Below are 17,624 nucleotides of genomic sequence, written 5' to 3'. Positions count from 1 at the left end.
ATCATTGAGGATTGAGAGCCTTCTTGAAGGTGTAATCCCCCTTGATCTTGCGCCACAGCCCGAACACATCGGTGCGAGGGAAGATGGCGATGCGGCGGATTTGGTAGGGATCCTCGTGCATGGCCAGGGGGCCGCTGTTGGTGGCCACGGCGAAGGGATAGCCCTGCTCTTCAGCCAGTGCCTTGCTGTCTTCGTTATGGCTGCCGAAGGGGTAGGCGAAGGAGACGAGAGGCCGACCCAGCAGCCCTTCCAACTGCGCCTTGTTGTCGGCGATTTCACGCCGTTGCTCTTCCTTGGTCAGGGTATCGAGATGCGGGTGGGTCAGGGTATGGCCACCGAATTCCACCAGGCCGGAATCGGCCATTTCCCGGATCTGCTCAGGCGTCATCAGCTCGACCCGTTTTTCCGGGTTGTCGGGCTGCTCCACGTCCCAGCGGTTGAAGCGTTCGCCGGTCACCAGGTAGATCACCGCCTTGAAGCCGTATTTTTTCAATAGCGGAAATAGCAGCTCGTAGTTGTCCCGGTAGCCGTCGTCCACCGTGATGATGATGTACTTCTTGTCGGGCTCCAGCCGGCTGGCCAGGCCCCGTTCCGCCAGATCGGCGAAGGTAAGGGTCTCATAGCCCAGGCGCTTGAGCAGCTTGAAGTGTTTTTCCAGCATGTTTACGTGCAGATAGGTGCCATGTACACCTTTTTCACGGTCGTCACGGATAAAACGGTGGTACATGACGATGGGCACCTCCCGCCGCAGCCGGTGTACGTATACGCTCTGGTAGTGCTGCTCCAGTTCGTCGGCCACGGCGGCGAGATCGTAGCCCTTCCTGACCCGGTCGATGACCGCTGGATCTGTGCCCCCGCATGCCAGCGCCGCCGCTATCCGGTCGGGCAGGGCGGCGAAGTCGATATCCAGATCCTTGGGCCCGATATCGCCGAAGTTGCTGGCCATGGCGGCATCGATATTGTCGCGGGTCACCAGGCCCGGGGCGCTGGCCTCGCCGATGGCGAAGGTGGCCCTGCCCATCAGGATGGACTCCATCGCCACCCGGCCGGCGCCGATCACCAGATCGGAGCCGGCCATCAGCCCGGGTACGTCCTGCACATAACCGAGAAAATCGACCTTGTCCTTGAAGCGCAGGAACCGCTCGGGCAAGGCGGAGCCGGAAGCCACCTGCACCCGGTACCTGCCGGCATCCAGGCACCGTTCCAGCAGCCGGTAACAGAGCTCGCCCTTGGGGCCGGTGAGCCGGCCGACGATGCTGATCACCGGCCGTTCGTTGGCCGATGCCGGCACGGGCTGGTAGCGGTGGGTGTCGATGCCGTTACGACCGATGGCGATCAGCGTCGGTGCCACCCCCAGGCTGGCAATCAATTGCTCCCGCACCGCCTCGCATACCGCCAGGGCGCGGTCACCCAGGGCGTGGAACTGCTTGCGGGAGGCATGTACCGGCTGGCGGCCGTGCACCGAAGTGATCATGGGCGTACCGGTCAGCCTGCAGGCCAGGTAACAGCTCCAGCTGGAGGCACGGCTGTGGGCATGCACCAACTGGATGCGGTGCTTGCGAATAAGATAGACAAGGTAGCCCACATGCCAGAACCGACGGGGAATGCTGCGCTTGTTGAAACGCAGCCTGAAGTAGTGCCCCCGATGGGGCTTGGTCAGGGTGTCGGACACGTAAAACATCCTGTGCCCGCGCCGGCTCAACTCGTCGCCCAGGGTGGTGGCGTAGACCTCGGCCCCGGTCACCTCCAGTTGGGACAACGCCATTAGTATATTCATGAGAAACCCGGGCGTTATTTGTTCAGCCAGGCCATATATTCGGCCACCCCTTCGGCGACCGTCCTGAACTCGTGCGGATAGCCGGCGGCGCGCAGTTTGGTCAGGTCGGCCTGGGTAAAACTCTGGTAGCGGCCCTTCAACTGGTCGGGGAAGGGGATGTATTCCACCTGGCCTTTGCCGTGATGCTTGATGACCGCCTCGGCCACGTTCTGGAAAGGTTCGGCTCGGCCGGTACCGCAGTTGAAAATGCCGGAAACCTGCGGGTTCTGCCAGAACCAGAGGTTGACCTTGCACACATCGTCCACGTAGATGAAGTCACGCATCTGGCCGCCGTTGGGGAAACCGTCGCAGCCCTCGAACAGCTTGGGGTTCTCGCCCTTGTGCAGTTGGGTATCGAGATGGAAGGCCACGCTCGACATGCCGCCCTTGTGCTGCTCGCGCGGGCCGTAGACGTTGAAGTATTTGAGGCCGACCACCTGGGAGCCGATCTCCGGCTGCAGGCGGCGCACATACTGGTCGAACAGCTGCTTGGAATAACCATAGACGTTGAGTGGCTGCTCGTACTGGGGCTCTTCGATGAAGTTGTCGTTGCGACCGCCGTAGGTGGCGGCGGAGGAGGCATAGATAAAGGGAATTTCCCGTTCCAGGCAGTAGTGCAGCAGGTCCTTGGAGTACTCGTAGTTGTTCTCCATCATGAATTTGCCGTCCCACTCGGTGGTGGCGGAGCAGGCGCCCTCGTGAAAGATGACCTCTATGCCGCCCCACTCCTCGAATTCGTCGCCGGAGACGATACGATGGAGGAATTCGTCCTTGTCCAGGTAATCGGCGATGGTCAGATCCACCAGGTTGACGAACTTGGTACCGTCGGTCAGGTCGTCGATCACCACCACGTCGGTCCGTCCCTGATCGTTCAGGGCCTTCACCAGGTTACTGCCGATAAAGCCGGCACCGCCAGTCACAATGATCATCGTTTTCTGCCTCTTGCTGGCCGGAATCTGTCCGGCAAAACGGGGTAAAGTAGGCAAAAGCTTATCATGGTTCGGCGGCAGAAAACTAACCCGCTTGCCTGTGTTACTATTCAGTTATGTCAGTGAGAATTGGTTAACCGCATGAAAACCAAGGACCGTATTGTCGCCGCCGCCTTGCAGTTGTTTAACGAGCAGGGGGAGGCGAATGTTACCACCAACCATATCGCCGCCCATCTGGGCATCAGTCCGGGCAATCTTTATTATCATTTTCGTAACAAAAACGACATTATTCACCGCATTTTCGAGCAATACTCCGATCATTTACGCAAAAGTTTTACCCCTGTTACAGGCCCGGCCAGTGCCAGCCCGGCGGTGTGGTTCCATTACCTGGACGCCATCTTCTATGTGATGTGGGAATTCCGTTTTTTTTACGCCAACCTCAATGACATCCTGCACCGGGATCCGGAGCTGCACAAGAAGTACCTGGCGGTGCAACAGGAGCTGGCAGTCAACCTGCAGGCCCTGCTGCGGGAGCTGAACGCCCAGCAAGTGCTGGCTATTCCCGACCAGGAGATAGAGCCCCTGACCCAGACCCTGAAGGTGGTCGTTTCCTTCTGGGTCAGCTACCAGTCGGCCCAGTCGCTCAACCCCCGCATCAGCCAGGCGGTGCTCTATGAAGGGGTGGCCCGGGTGCTGCTGCTGCTCAAACCCTATTTCCACCCGGAAAAGGGGGCCGAACTGGCCACATTGTCGGGGCATTATCAGGCCCTGGCCCGTACGCCCAGTGATCCCTTTCACAAATAGCCAGCATGAACAGAATATATTGTGTCAAAGGGAATTGGTGGTAGTAAAATGACCTGAAATCAACCCATCAAGCCAGATTGATAACGGGAGTTAAGTATGTCGTTGGCATTTTATGCTCATTTAAGCGAGCAATTGGCGCAAACCAAGGCCGAAGGGCTCTACAAGCAGGAGCGGGTGATCACCTCGCCCCAGAGTGCGGCCATCGAGGTCGGCCAGCGGGAAGTAATTAACTTCTGTGCCAACAATTACCTGGGTCTCGCCAACCATCCTGCGCTGGTCACCGCGGCCCGGCAGGGGCTGGAGAGCCACGGCTTCGGCATGGCCTCGGTGCGCTTTATCTGCGGTACCCAGGATCTGCACAAGCGGCTGGAGACCGAACTGTCCGCCTTCCTCGGCATGGAAGACACCATTCTCTACACCTCCTGCTTCGATGCCAATGCCGGCCTGTTCGAGACCCTGCTGGGGCCGGAAGACGCCATCATCTCCGATGCCCTGAACCACGCCTCCATCATCGACGGCGTGAGGTTGTGCAAGGCCAGGCGCTATCGCTATGCCAACAACGACATGGCCGAGCTGGAAACCTGCCTGCAGCAGGCCACCGCCGACGGCGCCCGTTTCAAGCTGATCGCCACCGACGGCGTCTTCTCCATGGATGGCGTCATCGCCAACCTCAAGGCCATCTGTGACCTGGCGGACAAGTATGACGCCCTGGTAATGGTGGACGACTCCCATGCCGTGGGCTTTGTGGGTGAACAGGGCCGGGGCACTCACGAATACTGCGAGGTGATGGGCCGGGTCGATATCATCACCGGCACCCTGGGCAAGGCCCTGGGCGGGGCCTCCGGCGGTTATACCTCCGGCAAGAAGGAAATGATCGACTGGTTGCGCCAGCGCTCCCGTCCCTACCTGTTCTCCAACTCGGTGGCGCCGGCCATCGTCGCCGCCTCCATCCAGGTGCTGGAAATGCTGAAGGATGGTGACGAACTGCGCCGGAAAGTTCGGGCAAACAGCGACTACTTCCGGGAAAAGATGACCGCGGCCGGCTTTACCCTGGCGGGCAAGGATCACGCCATTATTCCGGTGATGCTGGGTGATGCCGCCCTGGCCGCCAGCATGGCCGACAGGCTGCTGGAGCGGGGCATCTATGTTATCGGCTTCTCCTTCCCGGTGGTGCCCAAGGGCCAGGCGCGGATCCGTACCCAGATGTCGGCGGCCCACAGCCGCGAACAGCTGGAGCAGGCCATCACCGCCTTCACCGAGGTGGGCCGGGAACTGGGCGTGATTTAAGGGGAGCATGACGATGAAAGCACTGGCAAAACTGAAAGCGGAACCCGGCATCTGGATGACGGAGGTGCCCGAGCCCGAACTGGGCCATAATGATCTGTTGATCCGGATCCGCAAAACCGCCATCTGCGGCACCGATATCCACATCTATAACTGGGACGACTGGTCCCAGAAGACCATCCCCGTACCCATGGTGGTCGGCCACGAATACGTGGGTGAAGTGGTGGCCATCGGCCAGGAGGTACGCGGCTTCGCGGTGGGCGACCGGGTGTCCGGCGAGGGCCACATCACCTGCGGCCATTGCCGCAACTGCCGCGCCGGTCGGACCCACCTGTGCCGCAACACCGTGGGCGTGGGGGTGAACCGGGAGGGCGCCTTCGCCGAATACCTGGTGATCCCGGCCTTCAATGCCTTCAAACTGCCGGACGAGATTTCCGACGACCTGGCCTCCATCTTCGACCCCTTCGGCAATGCGGTACACACCGCCCTGTCTTTCGATCTGGTAGGTGAAGACGTGCTGATCACCGGCGCCGGCCCCATCGGCATCATGGCCGCCGCCGTGGCCCGCCATGTGGGTGCCCGCCATGTGGTGATCACCGATGTCAACGAATACCGCCTCGAGCTGGCCCGCAAGATGGGCGTGGCCCGGGCGGTCAACGTAGCCAAGGAGAAGCTGGACGACGTCATGGCCGAGCTCGGCATGACCGAGGGATTCGACGTGGGCCTGGAAATGTCCGGGGTACCGGCGGCCTTCCGCGACATGCTGGACAAGCTGAACCACGGCGGCAAGGTGGCCATGTTGGGCATTCCGCCTTCCGACATGGCCATCGACTGGAACAAGGTGATCTTCAAGGGCCTGGTGCTCAAGGGCATCTACGGCAGGGAGATGTTCGAAACCTGGTACAAGATGGCCAGCCTGATCCAGTCCGGCCTGGATCTGACTCCCATCATCACCCACCACTTCAAGGTGGACGATTTCCAGCAGGGGTTCGACGTGATGCGCTCGGGCCAGTCCGGCAAGGTGATACTGGACTGGCAGTAAACTGCTGCCATCCCCAAAGAACAGGGCCCGCTTCGGCGGGCCCTGTGTTTTGTGAAATCTGGTGATATGCCAGCTTTCAGCTTCCAGTCCCTAATCCTCGCTCCCGGGCGGACAGACCGATTCCCGCACCACCAGCCGGGGCTGGAGTTCCAGTTGCTCGGGCTGGTGATCCTTCTCCTTGATCCGCTTCAGCAGCAGTTCCAGGGCCCAGCGGCCCAGGGTGCGTTTGGGGTGGGAGATGGTGGTCAGGGGCGGGCTGGTAAAGCGCGCCATACTGACATCGTCGTAGCCGATGACCGAGATATCCTCGGGCACCCTGAGCCCGGCCTGGGTGATGGCGCAGATGGCGCCGAAGGCCATGGTATCGCAGAAGGCAAACACGGCGCTGACCCCGGACTGCCGCCGCAGCAGCTGCTGCATGGCTTTGTAGCCGCTCTCGCTTTCAAAATCCCCCTCGATAATATGCTCGGGTGGCAAGTCGAGGCCGGCTTCGGCCAGCGCCCGGGTAAAGCCGTCCAGCCGCAGCTGGCTGGTCCCCTTGTGCAGATGACCGGTGATACAGGCAAAATTCTTGTGACCCTGCTCTAGCAGGTATTTTCCGGCAAGATGGCCGCCAATGTCGGCGTTATCATGGATAATGTCGGCAAAATGATTGTCCCGGCTCCAGTCCAGCATCACCAGTGGCAGCTTGGGTTGCTGTTGCAGCAGTTCGGTGAGGGAGGGAGGCGTATCGGTACAGATCACCAGCAGGCCGTCGACCCTTTTTTCCAGCAGCATGCGCAGGTGCATCAACTGCCGCTCGGGCTTGTTCTCCGTGTTGCACAGGATCAGGCTGTAGCCCAGTTCGAAGCAGAGATCTTCTACCGCTTGTACCACCTCCGCGAAGAAGGGGTGGGCGCTGGTGGTGACCAGCATGCCGATGGTTCGGGTGTTATTGACCTTGAGGCTGCGGGCTACCGAGTTGGGGGCGTAGTTGAGCTCCTGTACTGCCTGCTCCACCCTTGCCCGGGCTGACGCGCTTACCTTGCGGGTCCGGTTGAGCACGTGGGAGACGGTGGAGATGGATACTCCCGCCTGTGCTGCCACATCTTTGATGGTCGCCATGCTGAAACCTCGGGCTGAGAAAGAGCGTATATTAGCAAATGTAAGCCCTTAGTGGTGGTTTTATACCCACCGCCAGGCGCCGCGCTGGTTTATGCCGTCAGGTTTCCGAATTAGTCGTGGTTGTCCCGATGTTTTGTCGGACGAGCTTTACGTCATGGCGGGAACCGCGGATGAGATCCGGCTTCACAATCTTTGTTTTTATTTTGTAACCAGCCCCATCTGAAGCATTTTTCTCTTGTGGAAATCGCGCGCTAGGGTTAGAAAAAAGGGCAGGCCGGATCATCTCCGGCAAGACCAATATCAGGACAGAGGGAATTTACATGGTCACATGGAATAAGAAGGCAGTAGCGGCGGCGGTGTTCGTCGCCCTGGGGGGCGGGGCGGCCTTTTCCGCCTCGGCGGAAACCGTAAGAATTGCCATCGCCGGTCCGGTGACCGGCCCCGTGGCCCAGTACGGTGACATGCAGTTCACCGGCGGACGCATGGCGGTCGAGCTGCTCAACCAGTCCGGCGCCCTGGGCGAGTACAGCCTGCAGGCGGTGGAATACGACGATGCCTGCGACCCGAAACAGGCAGTGGCGGTGGCCAACCGCATCGTCAACGACGGAGTGCAGTTCGTGGTGGGCCACCTGTGCTCCGACAGCACCCTGCCGGCCTCCGACGTTTATGACGATGAAGGCATACTGATGGTCACCCCGGCGTCGACCAACCCCACCATTACCGAGCGTGGCCTGGAGTTCGTGATGCGCACCATCGGCCTCGACAGTGACCAGGGGCCAACCGCCGCCCGCTATATTCTGGAGCAGGTCAAACCCCAACGTATTGCGGTGATCCACGACAAGAAGCAGTATGGTGAAGGCCTGGCCTCCAGCGTGCGCGATACGTTGAAAAACGCCGGCGTCGAGGTGGCGGCCTACGAGGGGATCACCTCGGGTGACAAGGACTTCTCCGCCCTGATTGCCAAGCTGCAGCGTGACCAGGTGGACTTCGTCTATTACGGCGGCTACCACCCCGAGCTGGGGCTGATCCTGCGGCAATCTGCCGAAAAAGGTTTCAAAGCCCGCTTTATGGGGCCGGAAGGCGTGGGCCACAAGGACATCACTTCCATCGCCGGCGATGCCTCCGAAGGCCTGTTGGTGACCCTGCCCAAGAAATATGACCAGGATCCGGCCAACGTCGCCGTGGTGGAGGCGATCAAGGCCAAGGGCGGGGATCCCACCGGCCCCTTTGTATGGACCACCTATGCGGCGGTGGAAGCCATTGCCGAAGGCATCAAGCGCGCCGGTACCGAGCCGGAAGCGGTGGCCGAGGCGCTGCGTGCCGAACCGGTGAATACCGTGATGGGCCCGCTGTCCTGGGATGACAAGGGCGATCTGCTCGGCTTCGAATTCGGGGTGTTCGAGTGGCACAAGGACGGCTCCTCCTCCCAGCTGTAAGGGAGAGCAACTCCTGATGCAAGCGGGGCCTGCCGGCCCCGCTTTGGTAGTGCCCCGATTTTCCCGACCGCTCTTGGAGCCTGTTGACGATCTACTGCGCTCGGCCATTCGTCGTTGGAAAATGGCTCAAAATGCTCATGTACTACTTGTACACTCCGCTTTTTCGCCCTTTCCGCCTCGCCTGGCCACCGCCCGTGACGATCGAAAACAGGCTCTTACGACAAGGAAAGGTTGTATGTCTGAGCCCGTACTTTATTTCGTCCAGCAACTGCTCAATGGCCTGACCATTGGCAGCACCTATGCTCTTATCGCCATCGGCTACACCATGGTGTACGGCATCATCGGCATGATCAACTTCGCCCATGGCGAGGTCTACATGATCGGCGCCTACGCCGCCTTCATGGTGATGACCGCGCTGATGATGATGGGTATAGACAGCAGCTTCCTGCTGCTGACTTCCGCTTTTCTGGTGAGTATTACCCTGACCAGCGTTTACGGTTATTCCATCGAACGGGTGGCCTACCGGCCGCTGCGCAGCAGCAAACGGTTGATCGCCCTGATCTCCGCCATCGGCATGTCCATTTTCCTGCAGAACATGATGCGCCTGTCCCAGGGCTCGCGGGACATCGCCATGCCCAGCCTGATCCCGGGAGGGTGGAGCTTCGGTGAGGGCAGTTTCCAGGCGTCCCTGTCCTACATGCAGTTGATCATTTTCCTGGTGACTTTTGTCGCCATGACCCTGCTGTCCCTGTTTATTTCCCGCTCGCGCATGGGCCGTGCCTGCCGGGCCTGTGCCGAAGACCTGAAGATGGCCAACCTGCTCGGCATCAACAGCAACACCATCATCGCCCTCACCTTCGTGATCGGCGCCGCCCTGGCGGCGGTGGCCGGGGTGCTGCTGGGTTCTTACTACGGGGTCATCAACCCCTACATCGGCTTTATGGCGGGGCTCAAGGCCTTTACCGCCGCGGTGCTGGGCGGCATCGGCAGCGTGCCCGGCGCCGTGCTCGGTGGCCTGCTGCTGGGCGTGACCGAGGCCATGACCGGCGCCTACTTCAGCACCGAGTACAAGGACGTGGTGTCCTTCGGCCTGCTGATCGCGGTGTTGCTGTTCATGCCCACCGGTATCCTGGGCAAACCGGAGGTGGAAAAGGTATGAACAAGTTCAAACCCGCCTTTATCGCCGTCGCCCTCTTCCTGGTGCTGGCCGGCTGGCTGCTCGGTTTCCGGCTGGAAACCGCCGGCACCCGGCTGGTGGTGACCAATCGCCTGGATACGGCCTGGGAGTGGCTGGCGCTGGGCGCGGCCCTGGTGTTCCTGGGGCAGTTGTTCCAGGCCCAGTTGCGCAGGCCCTTCCGCTACCTGTCCGATCGCAAGGGCCATTTTGCCCTGCCGGCGCCGGAGGAACAGCCCTGGCTGTACCGTATCGTCACCGTACTGGTGCTGGTCGGGCTGGTTATCTGGCCTTTCGTCGGCTCCCGTGGTGCCGTGGACCTGGCCACCCTGACCCTCATCTACGTGATGCTGGGGCTGGGGCTGAACGTGGTGGTGGGCCTGGCCGGCCTGCTGGATCTGGGTTATGTGGGCTTCTACGCGGTGGGCGCCTATACCTATGCCCTGCTCAACGCCTACCTGGGGCTGGATTTCTGGACCTGCCTGTTGCTCGCCGGCGGCATGGCGGCGTTGTTCGGTTTCCTGCTCGGGTTTCCGGTGTTGCGCCTGCGCGGCGATTACCTGGCCATCGTCACCCTGGGCTTCGGCGAAATTATCCGCATCCTGCTCAACAACATGACCGAGGTGACCGGGGGGCCCAACGGCATCGCCGGCATTCCCAAGCCGACCCTGTTCGGGCTGGAATTCGAGCGCCGGGGCGAGAATACCTTCCATGAGTTTTTCGGCATCGCCTACAACTCGGGGCACAAGGTGATCTTCCTCTACCTGCTGGCGCTGGTGCTGGTGGTGTTCACTATCTTCATCATCAACCGGCTGCTGCGCATGCCGCTCGGCCGGGCCTGGGAAGCGTTGCGCGAGGATGAAATCGCCTGTCGTTCGCTCGGCCTAAACCCGACGCTGATCAAGCTGAGCGCCTTCACCATCGGCGCCGCCTTCGCCGGTTTTGCCGGCAGCTTCTTCGCCGCGCGCCAGGGCTTTATCAGTCCCGAGTCCTTCGTGTTCATCGAGTCGGCCATCATCCTTGCCATCGTGGTGCTGGGCGGCATGGGCTCGCAAATCGGGGTGGTGCTGGCGGCGATCGTCATGACCATACTGCCGGAGCTGACCCGGGAGTTTAACGAATACCGCATGCTGCTGTTCGGCCTGCTGATGGTGCTGATGATGATCTGGCGGCCCCAGGGTCTGCTGCCGATGCACCGGCCGCATATGGAGCTGAAATCATGACCGAGCTGTTAAAGGTATCCGCCCTGACCATGCGCTTCGGTGGCCTGGTGGCCGTAGATCAGGTGGCGCTGTCCATGCGGGAGCGGCAAATCGTGTCGGTGATCGGCCCCAACGGGGCCGGCAAGACCACGGTGTTCAACTGCCTGTCCGGCTTCTACCGGCCGAGCGGCGGCACCGTCAACTTCCAGGGGCAGGATATCCAGGGCATGCCCGGCCACAAGATTGCCCGCCTCGGCATGGTGCGCACCTTCCAGCACGTGCGCCTGTTCAAGGAAATGACGGTGCTGGAAAACCTGCTGGTGGCCCAGCATCGCCATCTCAGCACCGGTTTCCTGGCCGGCTTGTTCAAGACCCCAGCTTTTCGCCGGGCGGAGCGGGAAGGGCTGGAAAGGGCCCATTACTGGCTGGAAAAGGTGCGGCTGACCGAGTTTGCCAACCGCACCGCCGGCAACCTGGCCTACGGCCAGCAGCGGCGGCTGGAGATTGCCCGTTGCATGGCGGCCCGGCCGCAACTGCTGATGCTGGACGAACCGGCGGCGGGGCTCAATCCCAATGAAACCCAGGAGCTGGATCTGCTGATCTGCGATCTGCGTGACAACGAGGGAGTCAGCATCCTGCTGATCGAGCACGACATGAAACTGGTGATGGGCATCTCCGACCATATCTACGTGGTCAACCAGGGCCGGCCTCTGGCCGACGGCACCCCGGAGCAGGTGCGCAACCACCCCGATGTGATCAAAGCCTACCTGGGAGAAGACTGAAGATGCTGCAAGTGGACAATGTCTGTGCCAGCTACGGCAAGATCCAGGCACTGGAAGATGTGTCCGTTCATATCGACAAGGGGGAAATCGTCACCCTGATCGGCGCCAACGGCGCGGGCAAGACCACCCTGATGATGACCATCTGCGGCGACCCCAAGCCGACCCGGGGCCGGGTGCTGTTCGAGGGACAGGATCTGAGTACCCTGGATACCGCCACCATCATGCGCAAGGATATCGCCATCGTGCCCGAGGGGCGGCGCATCTTTTCCCGGCTGACGGTAGAGGAAAACCTGCACATGGGCGCCTTCTTCGTGGACAGGAGCGAGCACGAGGGCCTGCTGGCGGAGGTGTACCAGATGTTTCCCCGACTCAAGGAGCGGATGCACCAGCGGGCCGGCACCATGTCCGGCGGTGAGCAACAGATGTTGGCCATCGGTCGGGCGCTGATGAGCAAGCCCCGGTTGCTGCTGCTCGACGAGCCCTCGCTCGGCCTGGCACCCATCATCATCGCCCAGATCTTCGACATCATCGCCCGGCTGCGGGATGAAAAGGGCATGACCATCTTCCTGGTGGAGCAGAATGCCAACCAGGCGCTGAAGCTGGCGGACCGGGGCTACGTGCTGGAAAACGGCCGAGTGGTGCTGGCCGACCGCGGTCCGGCCCTGCTGAGCAACGAGCAGGTTCGCCGCGCCTATTTGGGCGGATGATGCCAAGGCCGCCCGGATTGGGTAAACTGCCCTAAATTCATGCGAGGAGTGATACATGGAGCAGTTTGCCCATATTTCGGTGGCCGAGGCCGAGGCCATGCTGGCCGAGGGCCGTGCCCGGCTGGTGGATATCCGCGACCCCCAGTCCTTTGCCCTGGCCCATGCCGAGGGTGCCTTTCATCTCACCAACGACAGCCTGGTGCAGTTCACCAATGAGGCCGACTTCGACACCCCGGTGATCGTGATGTGCTATCACGGCATCAGCAGCCAGGGCGCCGCCCAGTACCTGATCCACCAGGGGTTCGAGGAAGTCTACAGCCTGGACGGTGGCTTCGAGGCTTGGCGTCGTACCCAGGCCGTGGTCGGGGCCTGATGAGACTGCTGTTGGTGCTCAAGGATCCACGCCGGGCCCAGGCTTTCGTGGATTACCTGGCCGATATCGGACTCAAATGCGAGTTAACGCTGGATGATGATCAGAATGTCAGCATCTGGCTGGTCAACGAATCCCGCTACCAGGAAGCCCAGCAGGAAGTGAAACGCTTCCTGGCGGAACCGCTGCATCCCCGCTATCAGGATGCCTCCTGGCGCCAGGGCGACACCCATGTCCGCTTTACCCATGGCCGCCAGGAGCCGGGCTGGCTGAGCGACCTGCTGCGTCAGACCGGCCCGGTGAACATGCTGGTGCTGGTGGGGTGCCTGTTGGTGTATGGCCTGAGCTGGCTGGGGCTACCGATGTTCGGGCTGTTGTCCTTCCCGGCCCGCTGGGAACAGTTGCTGGGGCTGGAGTTCTGGCGCGCCTTTACCCCGGCGCTGCTGCATTTTTCGCTGATGCACCTGGTGTTCAACCTGTTCTGGTGGTGGTATCTCGGAGGGATGGTAGAGCGGCGCCTGGGCCATGGCAAACTGCTGCTGCTGCTGCTGCTGGCCGCGGTACTGCCCAACCTGATGCAGTTCTGGGCCAGCGGGCCCCGCTTCGGCGGCCTGTCGGGGGTGGTCTACGCCCTGTTGGCCTATGTCTGGCTCAGCGGGCGGATCAATCCCTCCAGGGGCATCGGCCTGCCGGACGGCATGGCGGTGTTCATGGTGGTGTGGCTGGTGCTGGGCTTTGCCGATTTGCTGGGTACGCCGGTCGCGAATATGGCGCACCTGGGCGGCTTGCTGATCGGATTGTTGCAGGCCTGGCTGGATAATAGATCCAGACCTTCTCGTCACTGATACAGGAAGTTGGTAAACAGCAGGCGGCGGATGGGGGCCTGGCCGGTTTCCTTCAACAACAGATCGTTCAGCCGCCGCTGGCCTTCGCTCGCCAGCTCGGTACGGGCGGTCAGGGAGCGGATTTCCTGCTGGTTTTTTTCCGCCAGCAGATTGTTGATGGCATCGCGCAGCAGCGGCATATGCTGCTCCACCAGCGGCATCTGATCGGCCCGCTCCAGCATCAGTTCGATGGACACGCGGATATAGCCGAGGGTTTGCCCGGAATTCTGGTAGTTGGTAATAATGTCCGGCGTCATGGTGTAGTATAAGGGCCCGTCGGGAGCCGGTGATGCTTCTTGTGCGTGGACCTGGCCCGTCGCGGCCAGTAGCATGCACAGAGCAACAATGCGCAGCATAAACAATGTCTCCAAGGGTATTATCAGGGGCGCATTGTTTAAACAAATACCGACCCGGTCAAGTAAATACGTGATTTTTAAAGTAACTGAGTCGTGCCTTTTTATGTGTATCCGCTATTTCAGGAATAACCCGTGACGCCATCTGCCGATCATCTCTGGCACTGGACGGCGGCGCTGCCGTTGCGGCGGCCCGCCCTGTGCGACTGGCTGCGGGATCCCGGCTCCCTCACCGAGCGTTTGCGCCGGCATTGCCGGCAGTTCCGGGTGGCCGTGCTGGCCCGCGAAGCCAGGCTGTCCCTGACCCCGGCGCAAAGGGCCCTGCTGGATGCCGAACAGGCCTATTGCCGGGAGGTGCTGTTGTTGTGTGACGGCCGGCCCTGGGTCTATGCCAGTTCGCTGTATTCGCCGACCACCCGGGCGGCCATACCGGAGCTGGCCGAGCTCGGGCAGCGCGCCTTGGGTGAATTGCTGTTCGATGCCCCGGATCTGCGCCGCTCCACCTTCGAGTATGCCGAACTGGCGCAGGCCGATTACGACCCGCTCGCGGTGCGACTCGGCCTGGCCGAGCCGGCTGCCGGCCCTCTGTGGGGACGGCGTTCCACCCTGGCCACCGGCCGGGCTCGGGTGCTGGTGACCGAGCTGTTTCTGCCCGCCGTGCCCGCTTATCTGGAGCCCGTAGCATGACTACCCTGACTTCGCCTTCCCGCCCCCGCTGGCGCGCCTATATGGCACTGGCCCGGCTGGACAAGCCCATCGGCAGCCTGCTGCTGCTGTGGCCGACCCTGTGGGCGATATGGATCGCCGCCGAAGGCCGGCCCTCGCTATGGGTGTTGCTGGTGTTCGTCGCCGGGGTGTTTGCCATGCGCTCCGCCGGCTGCGTGATCAACGATTATGCGGACCGTCATATCGACGGCCATGTCAAGCGAACCCAGGCCCGGCCACTGCCTGCCGGCGAGCTGACCGAACGCCAGGCCCTGGGATTTTTTACGCTGCTGGTGGGCATTTCCTTCCTGCTGGTGCTGACCACCAACGCCCTGACCGTTCAGCTGGCCTTCGCCGGGCTGGGCTGGGCGGCGCTTTATCCCTTTATGAAGCGCTACACCCATCTGCCCCAACTGTTCCTGGGCATTGCTTTCTCCTGGGCCATTCCCATGGCCTTCGCCGCCCAGGCAAACAGCCTGCCGATGGGGCTCTGGTTGCTGTTTGCCGCCAACCTGGCCTGGACCGTGGCCTACGACACCATGTATGCCATGGTGGACAGGGACGACGATCTCAGGATAGGAGTCAAGTCCACCGCCATCCTGTTCGGCCGGCGCGACAAACTGATGGTCGGCCTGCTGCAACTGGTGACCCTGTTGCTGCTGGCGGCGACGGGTCTGACGTTCGCCCTGGCCGCGCCCTTTTACTGGGGGCTGCTGGCCGCTGCCGCGCTGTTCGTGTACCAGCAGCGGCTGATCCGGTACCGGGAGCGGACAGCCTGCTTCCAGGCCTTCCTCAACAACAACTATGCGGGCATGGCGGTGTTCGCCGGCCTGGTGCTGGCGCTGCTGTAACTGTATCGCCGCCGTTGGTCACAAAAGAGGGGAAGGTGCGACGCCGTGATTTATTGTGCTTGCCCTGCCGGATTTACTGGATATACTGACAGTTGACTGTATAAAAAGACAGGTTTCCCATGAAAGCGCTAACCCTCCGCCAGTCTCAGGTGCTGGAAATCATCAAGGAGCATATCCAGCAGACCGGTATGCCGCCCACCCGTGCCGAAATTGCCCAGTCCCTGGGGTTCAAGTCCGCCAACGCCGCCGAGGAGCACCTCAAGGCCCTGGCCAAGAAGGGAGTGATCGAGATGATGCCCGGCACCTCCCGCGGCATCCGCCTGGCCCAGGAGGAAGAGCCGGAGGCAGAACAGGGCCTGCCGCTGATCGGGCGGGTGGCCGCCGGCGAGCCCATCCTGGCCCAGCAGCACATAGAAAGCCATTACCGGCTGGATCCGGCCCTGTTCCATCCGCCGGCTGACTTCCTGCTGCGGGTCAAGGGCATGAGCATGAAGAACATCGGTATCATGGACGGCGACCTGCTGGCGGTGCACAAGACCCAGGAGGCCCGCAACGGCCAGGTAGTGGTGGCGCGGCTCGATGATGAGGTCACGGTCAAACGCTTCCAGCGCCAGGGCAATAAGGTCAGCCTGCTGCCGGAGAACGAAGAACTGTCCCCCATCGAGGTTGACCTGCGCAGTCAGGAACTGACCATCGAGGGCCTGGCGGTGGGAGTTATCCGCAACAGCGATTTTTAAACTGCTTGTTTTCCGGGGAGTGGGGGCCAAGGGTGCGCTTCCTGCTTCCTGCTTCCTGCTTCCTGCTTCCTGCTTCCTGCTTCCTGCTTCCTGCTTCCTGCTTCCTGCTTCCTGCTTCCTGCTTCCTGCTTCCTGCTTCCTGCTTCCTGCTTCCTGCTTCCTGCTTCCTGCTCCCATTTTCTTTTTTCATTTTTTTACTTTTTCATAATCAATGCTTTACTTAGTGTGTGCCGGACCGATGGATGCGGTGGTTCGGTAAGCACTGACTCTCGTTCGAGTGCGCCAAAATAAAGGACTAAAACTTTTGGGGGTGCGTGTGAAGCCGATTGTTCTGCTGCTGTCGCTAGTGGCATCACTGCCCGTGTGGGCGCAAAGCCGTTTCAATATGACCCAGGGGGTCACCGATATCAGCCAGAAGGTGTATGGCCTGCACATGACCATACTCATCATCTGCGCGTTGATTGGCCTGGTGGTATTCGGGGTCATGTTCTGGGCCCTGCTCCATCACCGCAAGTCCAAGGGCGCCAAGGCCGCTCAGTTCCACGAAAGCACCAAGGTGGAAATTCTCTGGACCATCATCCCCTTCCTGATCCTGGTGGGCATGGCCATTCCCGCCACCCGCACCCTGATCGCCATGGAGGATGCCAGCCAGTCGGATCTGACGGTGCAGGTCACCGCCTCCCAGTGGAAGTGGCACTACCGCTATTTCGACGAGGACGTCGAATTCTTCAGTTTGCTGGCGACCCTGCCCCAGGAAATCGACGGTAGCCTGCGCAAGCGCGATAACTACCTGCTGGAAGTGGACCGGCCCCTGGTGCTGCCCACGGATCGCAAGGTGCGCTTCCTGATCACCGCCGACGATGTCATCCATTCCTGGTGGGTGCCGGCCTTCGCGGTCAAGAAAGACGCCATTCCCGGCTTTATCAACGAGGCCTGGACCCGCATCAACCAGCCTGGCCTCTACCGCGGTCAATGTGCCGAGCTGTGCGGCAAGGATCATGCCTTTATGCCGATAGTGGTGGATGCCCGCTCTCCCGAGGAGTTCGAAGGCTGGCTGACCCGGGTGAAGGCGGAACAGGCCGAAGCCCGGGCCGCCGAGCAGGAGCTGCTGGCCATGGACATGGGCCTGGAGGAGATGATGCGCCTGGGTGAACAGGTGTATCAGCGCCACTGCGCCGCCTGTCATATGGCCAATGGCGAAGGCATTCCCGGTGCCTTTCCCGCGCTCAGGGGCAGCGACATGATGCTGAACGACAGGGCCGCCCATATCGACATCGTGCTCCACGGCAAGGCGGGCACCGCCATGCAGAGTTTCGACCGGCAACTGGCGCTGAAGGAGCTGGCTGCCGTGATCACCTATGAGCGCAACGCCTGGGGCAACGACACCGGAGATCTGGTGCAGCCCCGGGACATCCATGAAGCCAGGCAGGGACAATAGGGGGCA

Annotated in this window: 18 protein-coding genes; 14 read left to right on the top strand and 4 right to left on the bottom strand. The window is 61.4% G+C overall.

What is annotated here, in order from left to right:
• Position 1: 1 nt before the first annotated feature.
• The gene (locus ACEVBK_RS18520) at positions 2–1,777 is read right to left on the bottom strand and encodes a polysaccharide deacetylase family protein (RefSeq protein WP_375056356.1); all 1,776 of its coding nucleotides are present in this window, start codon (positions 1,775–1,777) and stop codon (positions 2–4) included.
• 14 nt (positions 1,778–1,791) lie between these two features.
• On the bottom strand, positions 1,792–2,745 hold the full coding sequence (gene rfaD / locus ACEVBK_RS18515; protein WP_375056355.1) for an ADP-glyceromanno-heptose 6-epimerase: 954 nt from the start codon (positions 2,743–2,745) through the stop codon (positions 1,792–1,794).
• Between the two features lie 141 nt (positions 2,746–2,886).
• Between rfaD and ACEVBK_RS18510 the strand changes: the two genes are divergently transcribed.
• The 3 genes from ACEVBK_RS18510 to tdh all read left to right on the top strand — a co-directional run bounded on the left by ACEVBK_RS18510 (position 2,887) and on the right by tdh (position 5,875).
• Positions 2,887–3,549, top strand: coding sequence for a TetR/AcrR family transcriptional regulator (locus ACEVBK_RS18510; RefSeq protein ID WP_375056354.1), 663 nt, complete (start codon positions 2,887–2,889; stop codon positions 3,547–3,549).
• A gap of 96 nt (positions 3,550–3,645) precedes the next feature.
• Positions 3,646–4,836: a glycine C-acetyltransferase gene (locus ACEVBK_RS18505; protein ID WP_375056353.1), complete on the top strand. Its 1,191-nt coding sequence runs from the start codon at positions 3,646–3,648 to the stop codon at positions 4,834–4,836.
• Positions 4,837–4,849: 13 nt separating this feature from the next.
• Complete coding sequence (tdh, locus tag ACEVBK_RS18500; RefSeq protein WP_375056352.1) at positions 4,850–5,875, top strand: L-threonine 3-dehydrogenase; 1,026 nt, start codon at positions 4,850–4,852, stop codon at positions 5,873–5,875.
• A gap of 90 nt (positions 5,876–5,965) precedes the next feature.
• Here the strand turns inward: tdh and ACEVBK_RS18495 are convergent, their stop codons facing one another.
• Positions 5,966–6,979, bottom strand: a complete 1,014-nt coding sequence (locus tag ACEVBK_RS18495) for a substrate-binding domain-containing protein (RefSeq protein WP_375056351.1) — start codon at positions 6,977–6,979, stop codon at positions 5,966–5,968.
• Between the two features lie 320 nt (positions 6,980–7,299).
• Here ACEVBK_RS18495 and ACEVBK_RS18490 point away from each other — a divergent pair, with 320 nt between their 5' ends.
• The 7 genes from ACEVBK_RS18490 to glpG all read left to right on the top strand — a co-directional run bounded on the left by ACEVBK_RS18490 (position 7,300) and on the right by glpG (position 13,495).
• On the top strand, positions 7,300–8,415 hold the full coding sequence (locus ACEVBK_RS18490) for a branched-chain amino acid ABC transporter substrate-binding protein (protein ID WP_375056350.1): 1,116 nt from the start codon (positions 7,300–7,302) through the stop codon (positions 8,413–8,415).
• Positions 8,416–8,650: 235 nt separating this feature from the next.
• Positions 8,651–9,574 carry a high-affinity branched-chain amino acid ABC transporter permease LivH gene (gene livH / locus ACEVBK_RS18485; RefSeq protein ID WP_375056349.1) on the top strand — a complete coding sequence of 308 codons (924 nt, stop codon included), beginning with the start codon at positions 8,651–8,653 and terminating at the stop codon, positions 9,572–9,574.
• Entirely contained in the window at positions 9,571–10,812 is a 1,242-nt protein-coding gene (locus tag ACEVBK_RS18480) for a high-affinity branched-chain amino acid ABC transporter permease LivM (RefSeq protein WP_375056348.1), read from the top strand. The genes livH and ACEVBK_RS18480 overlap by 4 nt, the downstream gene beginning before the upstream one ends.
• Positions 10,809–11,573: a high-affinity branched-chain amino acid ABC transporter ATP-binding protein LivG gene (livG, locus tag ACEVBK_RS18475; RefSeq protein WP_375056347.1), complete on the top strand. Its 765-nt coding sequence runs from the start codon at positions 10,809–10,811 to the stop codon at positions 11,571–11,573. Before ACEVBK_RS18480 ends, livG begins: the two co-directional genes overlap by 4 nt.
• Positions 11,574–11,575: 2 nt before the next feature.
• On the top strand, positions 11,576–12,280 hold the full coding sequence (locus ACEVBK_RS18470; RefSeq protein WP_375056346.1) for an ABC transporter ATP-binding protein: 705 nt from the start codon (positions 11,576–11,578) through the stop codon (positions 12,278–12,280).
• A 55-nt stretch (positions 12,281–12,335) separates the two neighbouring features.
• Positions 12,336–12,653 (top strand): thiosulfate sulfurtransferase GlpE, encoded by a 318-nt coding sequence (gene glpE / locus ACEVBK_RS18465; RefSeq protein ID WP_375056345.1) that lies wholly within the window; start codon positions 12,336–12,338, stop codon positions 12,651–12,653.
• Positions 12,653–13,495 (top strand): rhomboid family intramembrane serine protease GlpG, encoded by an 843-nt coding sequence (glpG, locus tag ACEVBK_RS18460; protein ID WP_375056344.1) that lies wholly within the window; start codon positions 12,653–12,655, stop codon positions 13,493–13,495. Before glpE ends, glpG begins: the two co-directional genes overlap by 1 nt.
• Here glpG and ACEVBK_RS18455 read toward each other — a convergent pair.
• Positions 13,489–13,890: a flagellar basal body-associated FliL family protein gene (locus ACEVBK_RS18455; RefSeq protein ID WP_375056343.1), complete on the bottom strand. Its 402-nt coding sequence runs from the start codon at positions 13,888–13,890 to the stop codon at positions 13,489–13,491. The genes glpG and ACEVBK_RS18455 overlap by 7 nt on opposite strands.
• Positions 13,891–14,022: 132 nt before the next feature.
• Here ACEVBK_RS18455 and ACEVBK_RS18450 point away from each other — a divergent pair, with 132 nt between their 5' ends.
• From ACEVBK_RS18450 to coxB, 4 genes are all read left to right on the top strand, one after another.
• Entirely contained in the window at positions 14,023–14,574 is a 552-nt protein-coding gene (locus tag ACEVBK_RS18450; protein ID WP_375056342.1) for a chorismate--pyruvate lyase family protein, read from the top strand.
• On the top strand, positions 14,571–15,443 hold the full coding sequence (gene ubiA, locus ACEVBK_RS18445; protein WP_375056341.1) for a 4-hydroxybenzoate octaprenyltransferase: 873 nt from the start codon (positions 14,571–14,573) through the stop codon (positions 15,441–15,443). Before ACEVBK_RS18450 ends, ubiA begins: the two co-directional genes overlap by 4 nt.
• 119 nt (positions 15,444–15,562) lie before the next feature.
• Positions 15,563–16,180, top strand: a complete 618-nt coding sequence (gene lexA / locus ACEVBK_RS18440) for a transcriptional repressor LexA (RefSeq protein ID WP_375056340.1) — start codon at positions 15,563–15,565, stop codon at positions 16,178–16,180.
• A gap of 316 nt (positions 16,181–16,496) precedes the next feature.
• Complete coding sequence (coxB, locus tag ACEVBK_RS18435) at positions 16,497–17,618, top strand: cytochrome c oxidase subunit II (RefSeq protein WP_375056339.1); 1,122 nt, start codon at positions 16,497–16,499, stop codon at positions 17,616–17,618.
• Positions 17,619–17,624: the final 6 nt, after the last annotated feature.

Source organism: Zobellella sp. DQSA1 (assembly GCF_041950555.1).
GTDB lineage: Bacteria > Pseudomonadota > Gammaproteobacteria > Enterobacterales > Aeromonadaceae > Oceanimonas.
Note: the sequence above shows the minus strand (reverse complement) of the source record. Positions and strands in the feature narration are given on the sequence as shown.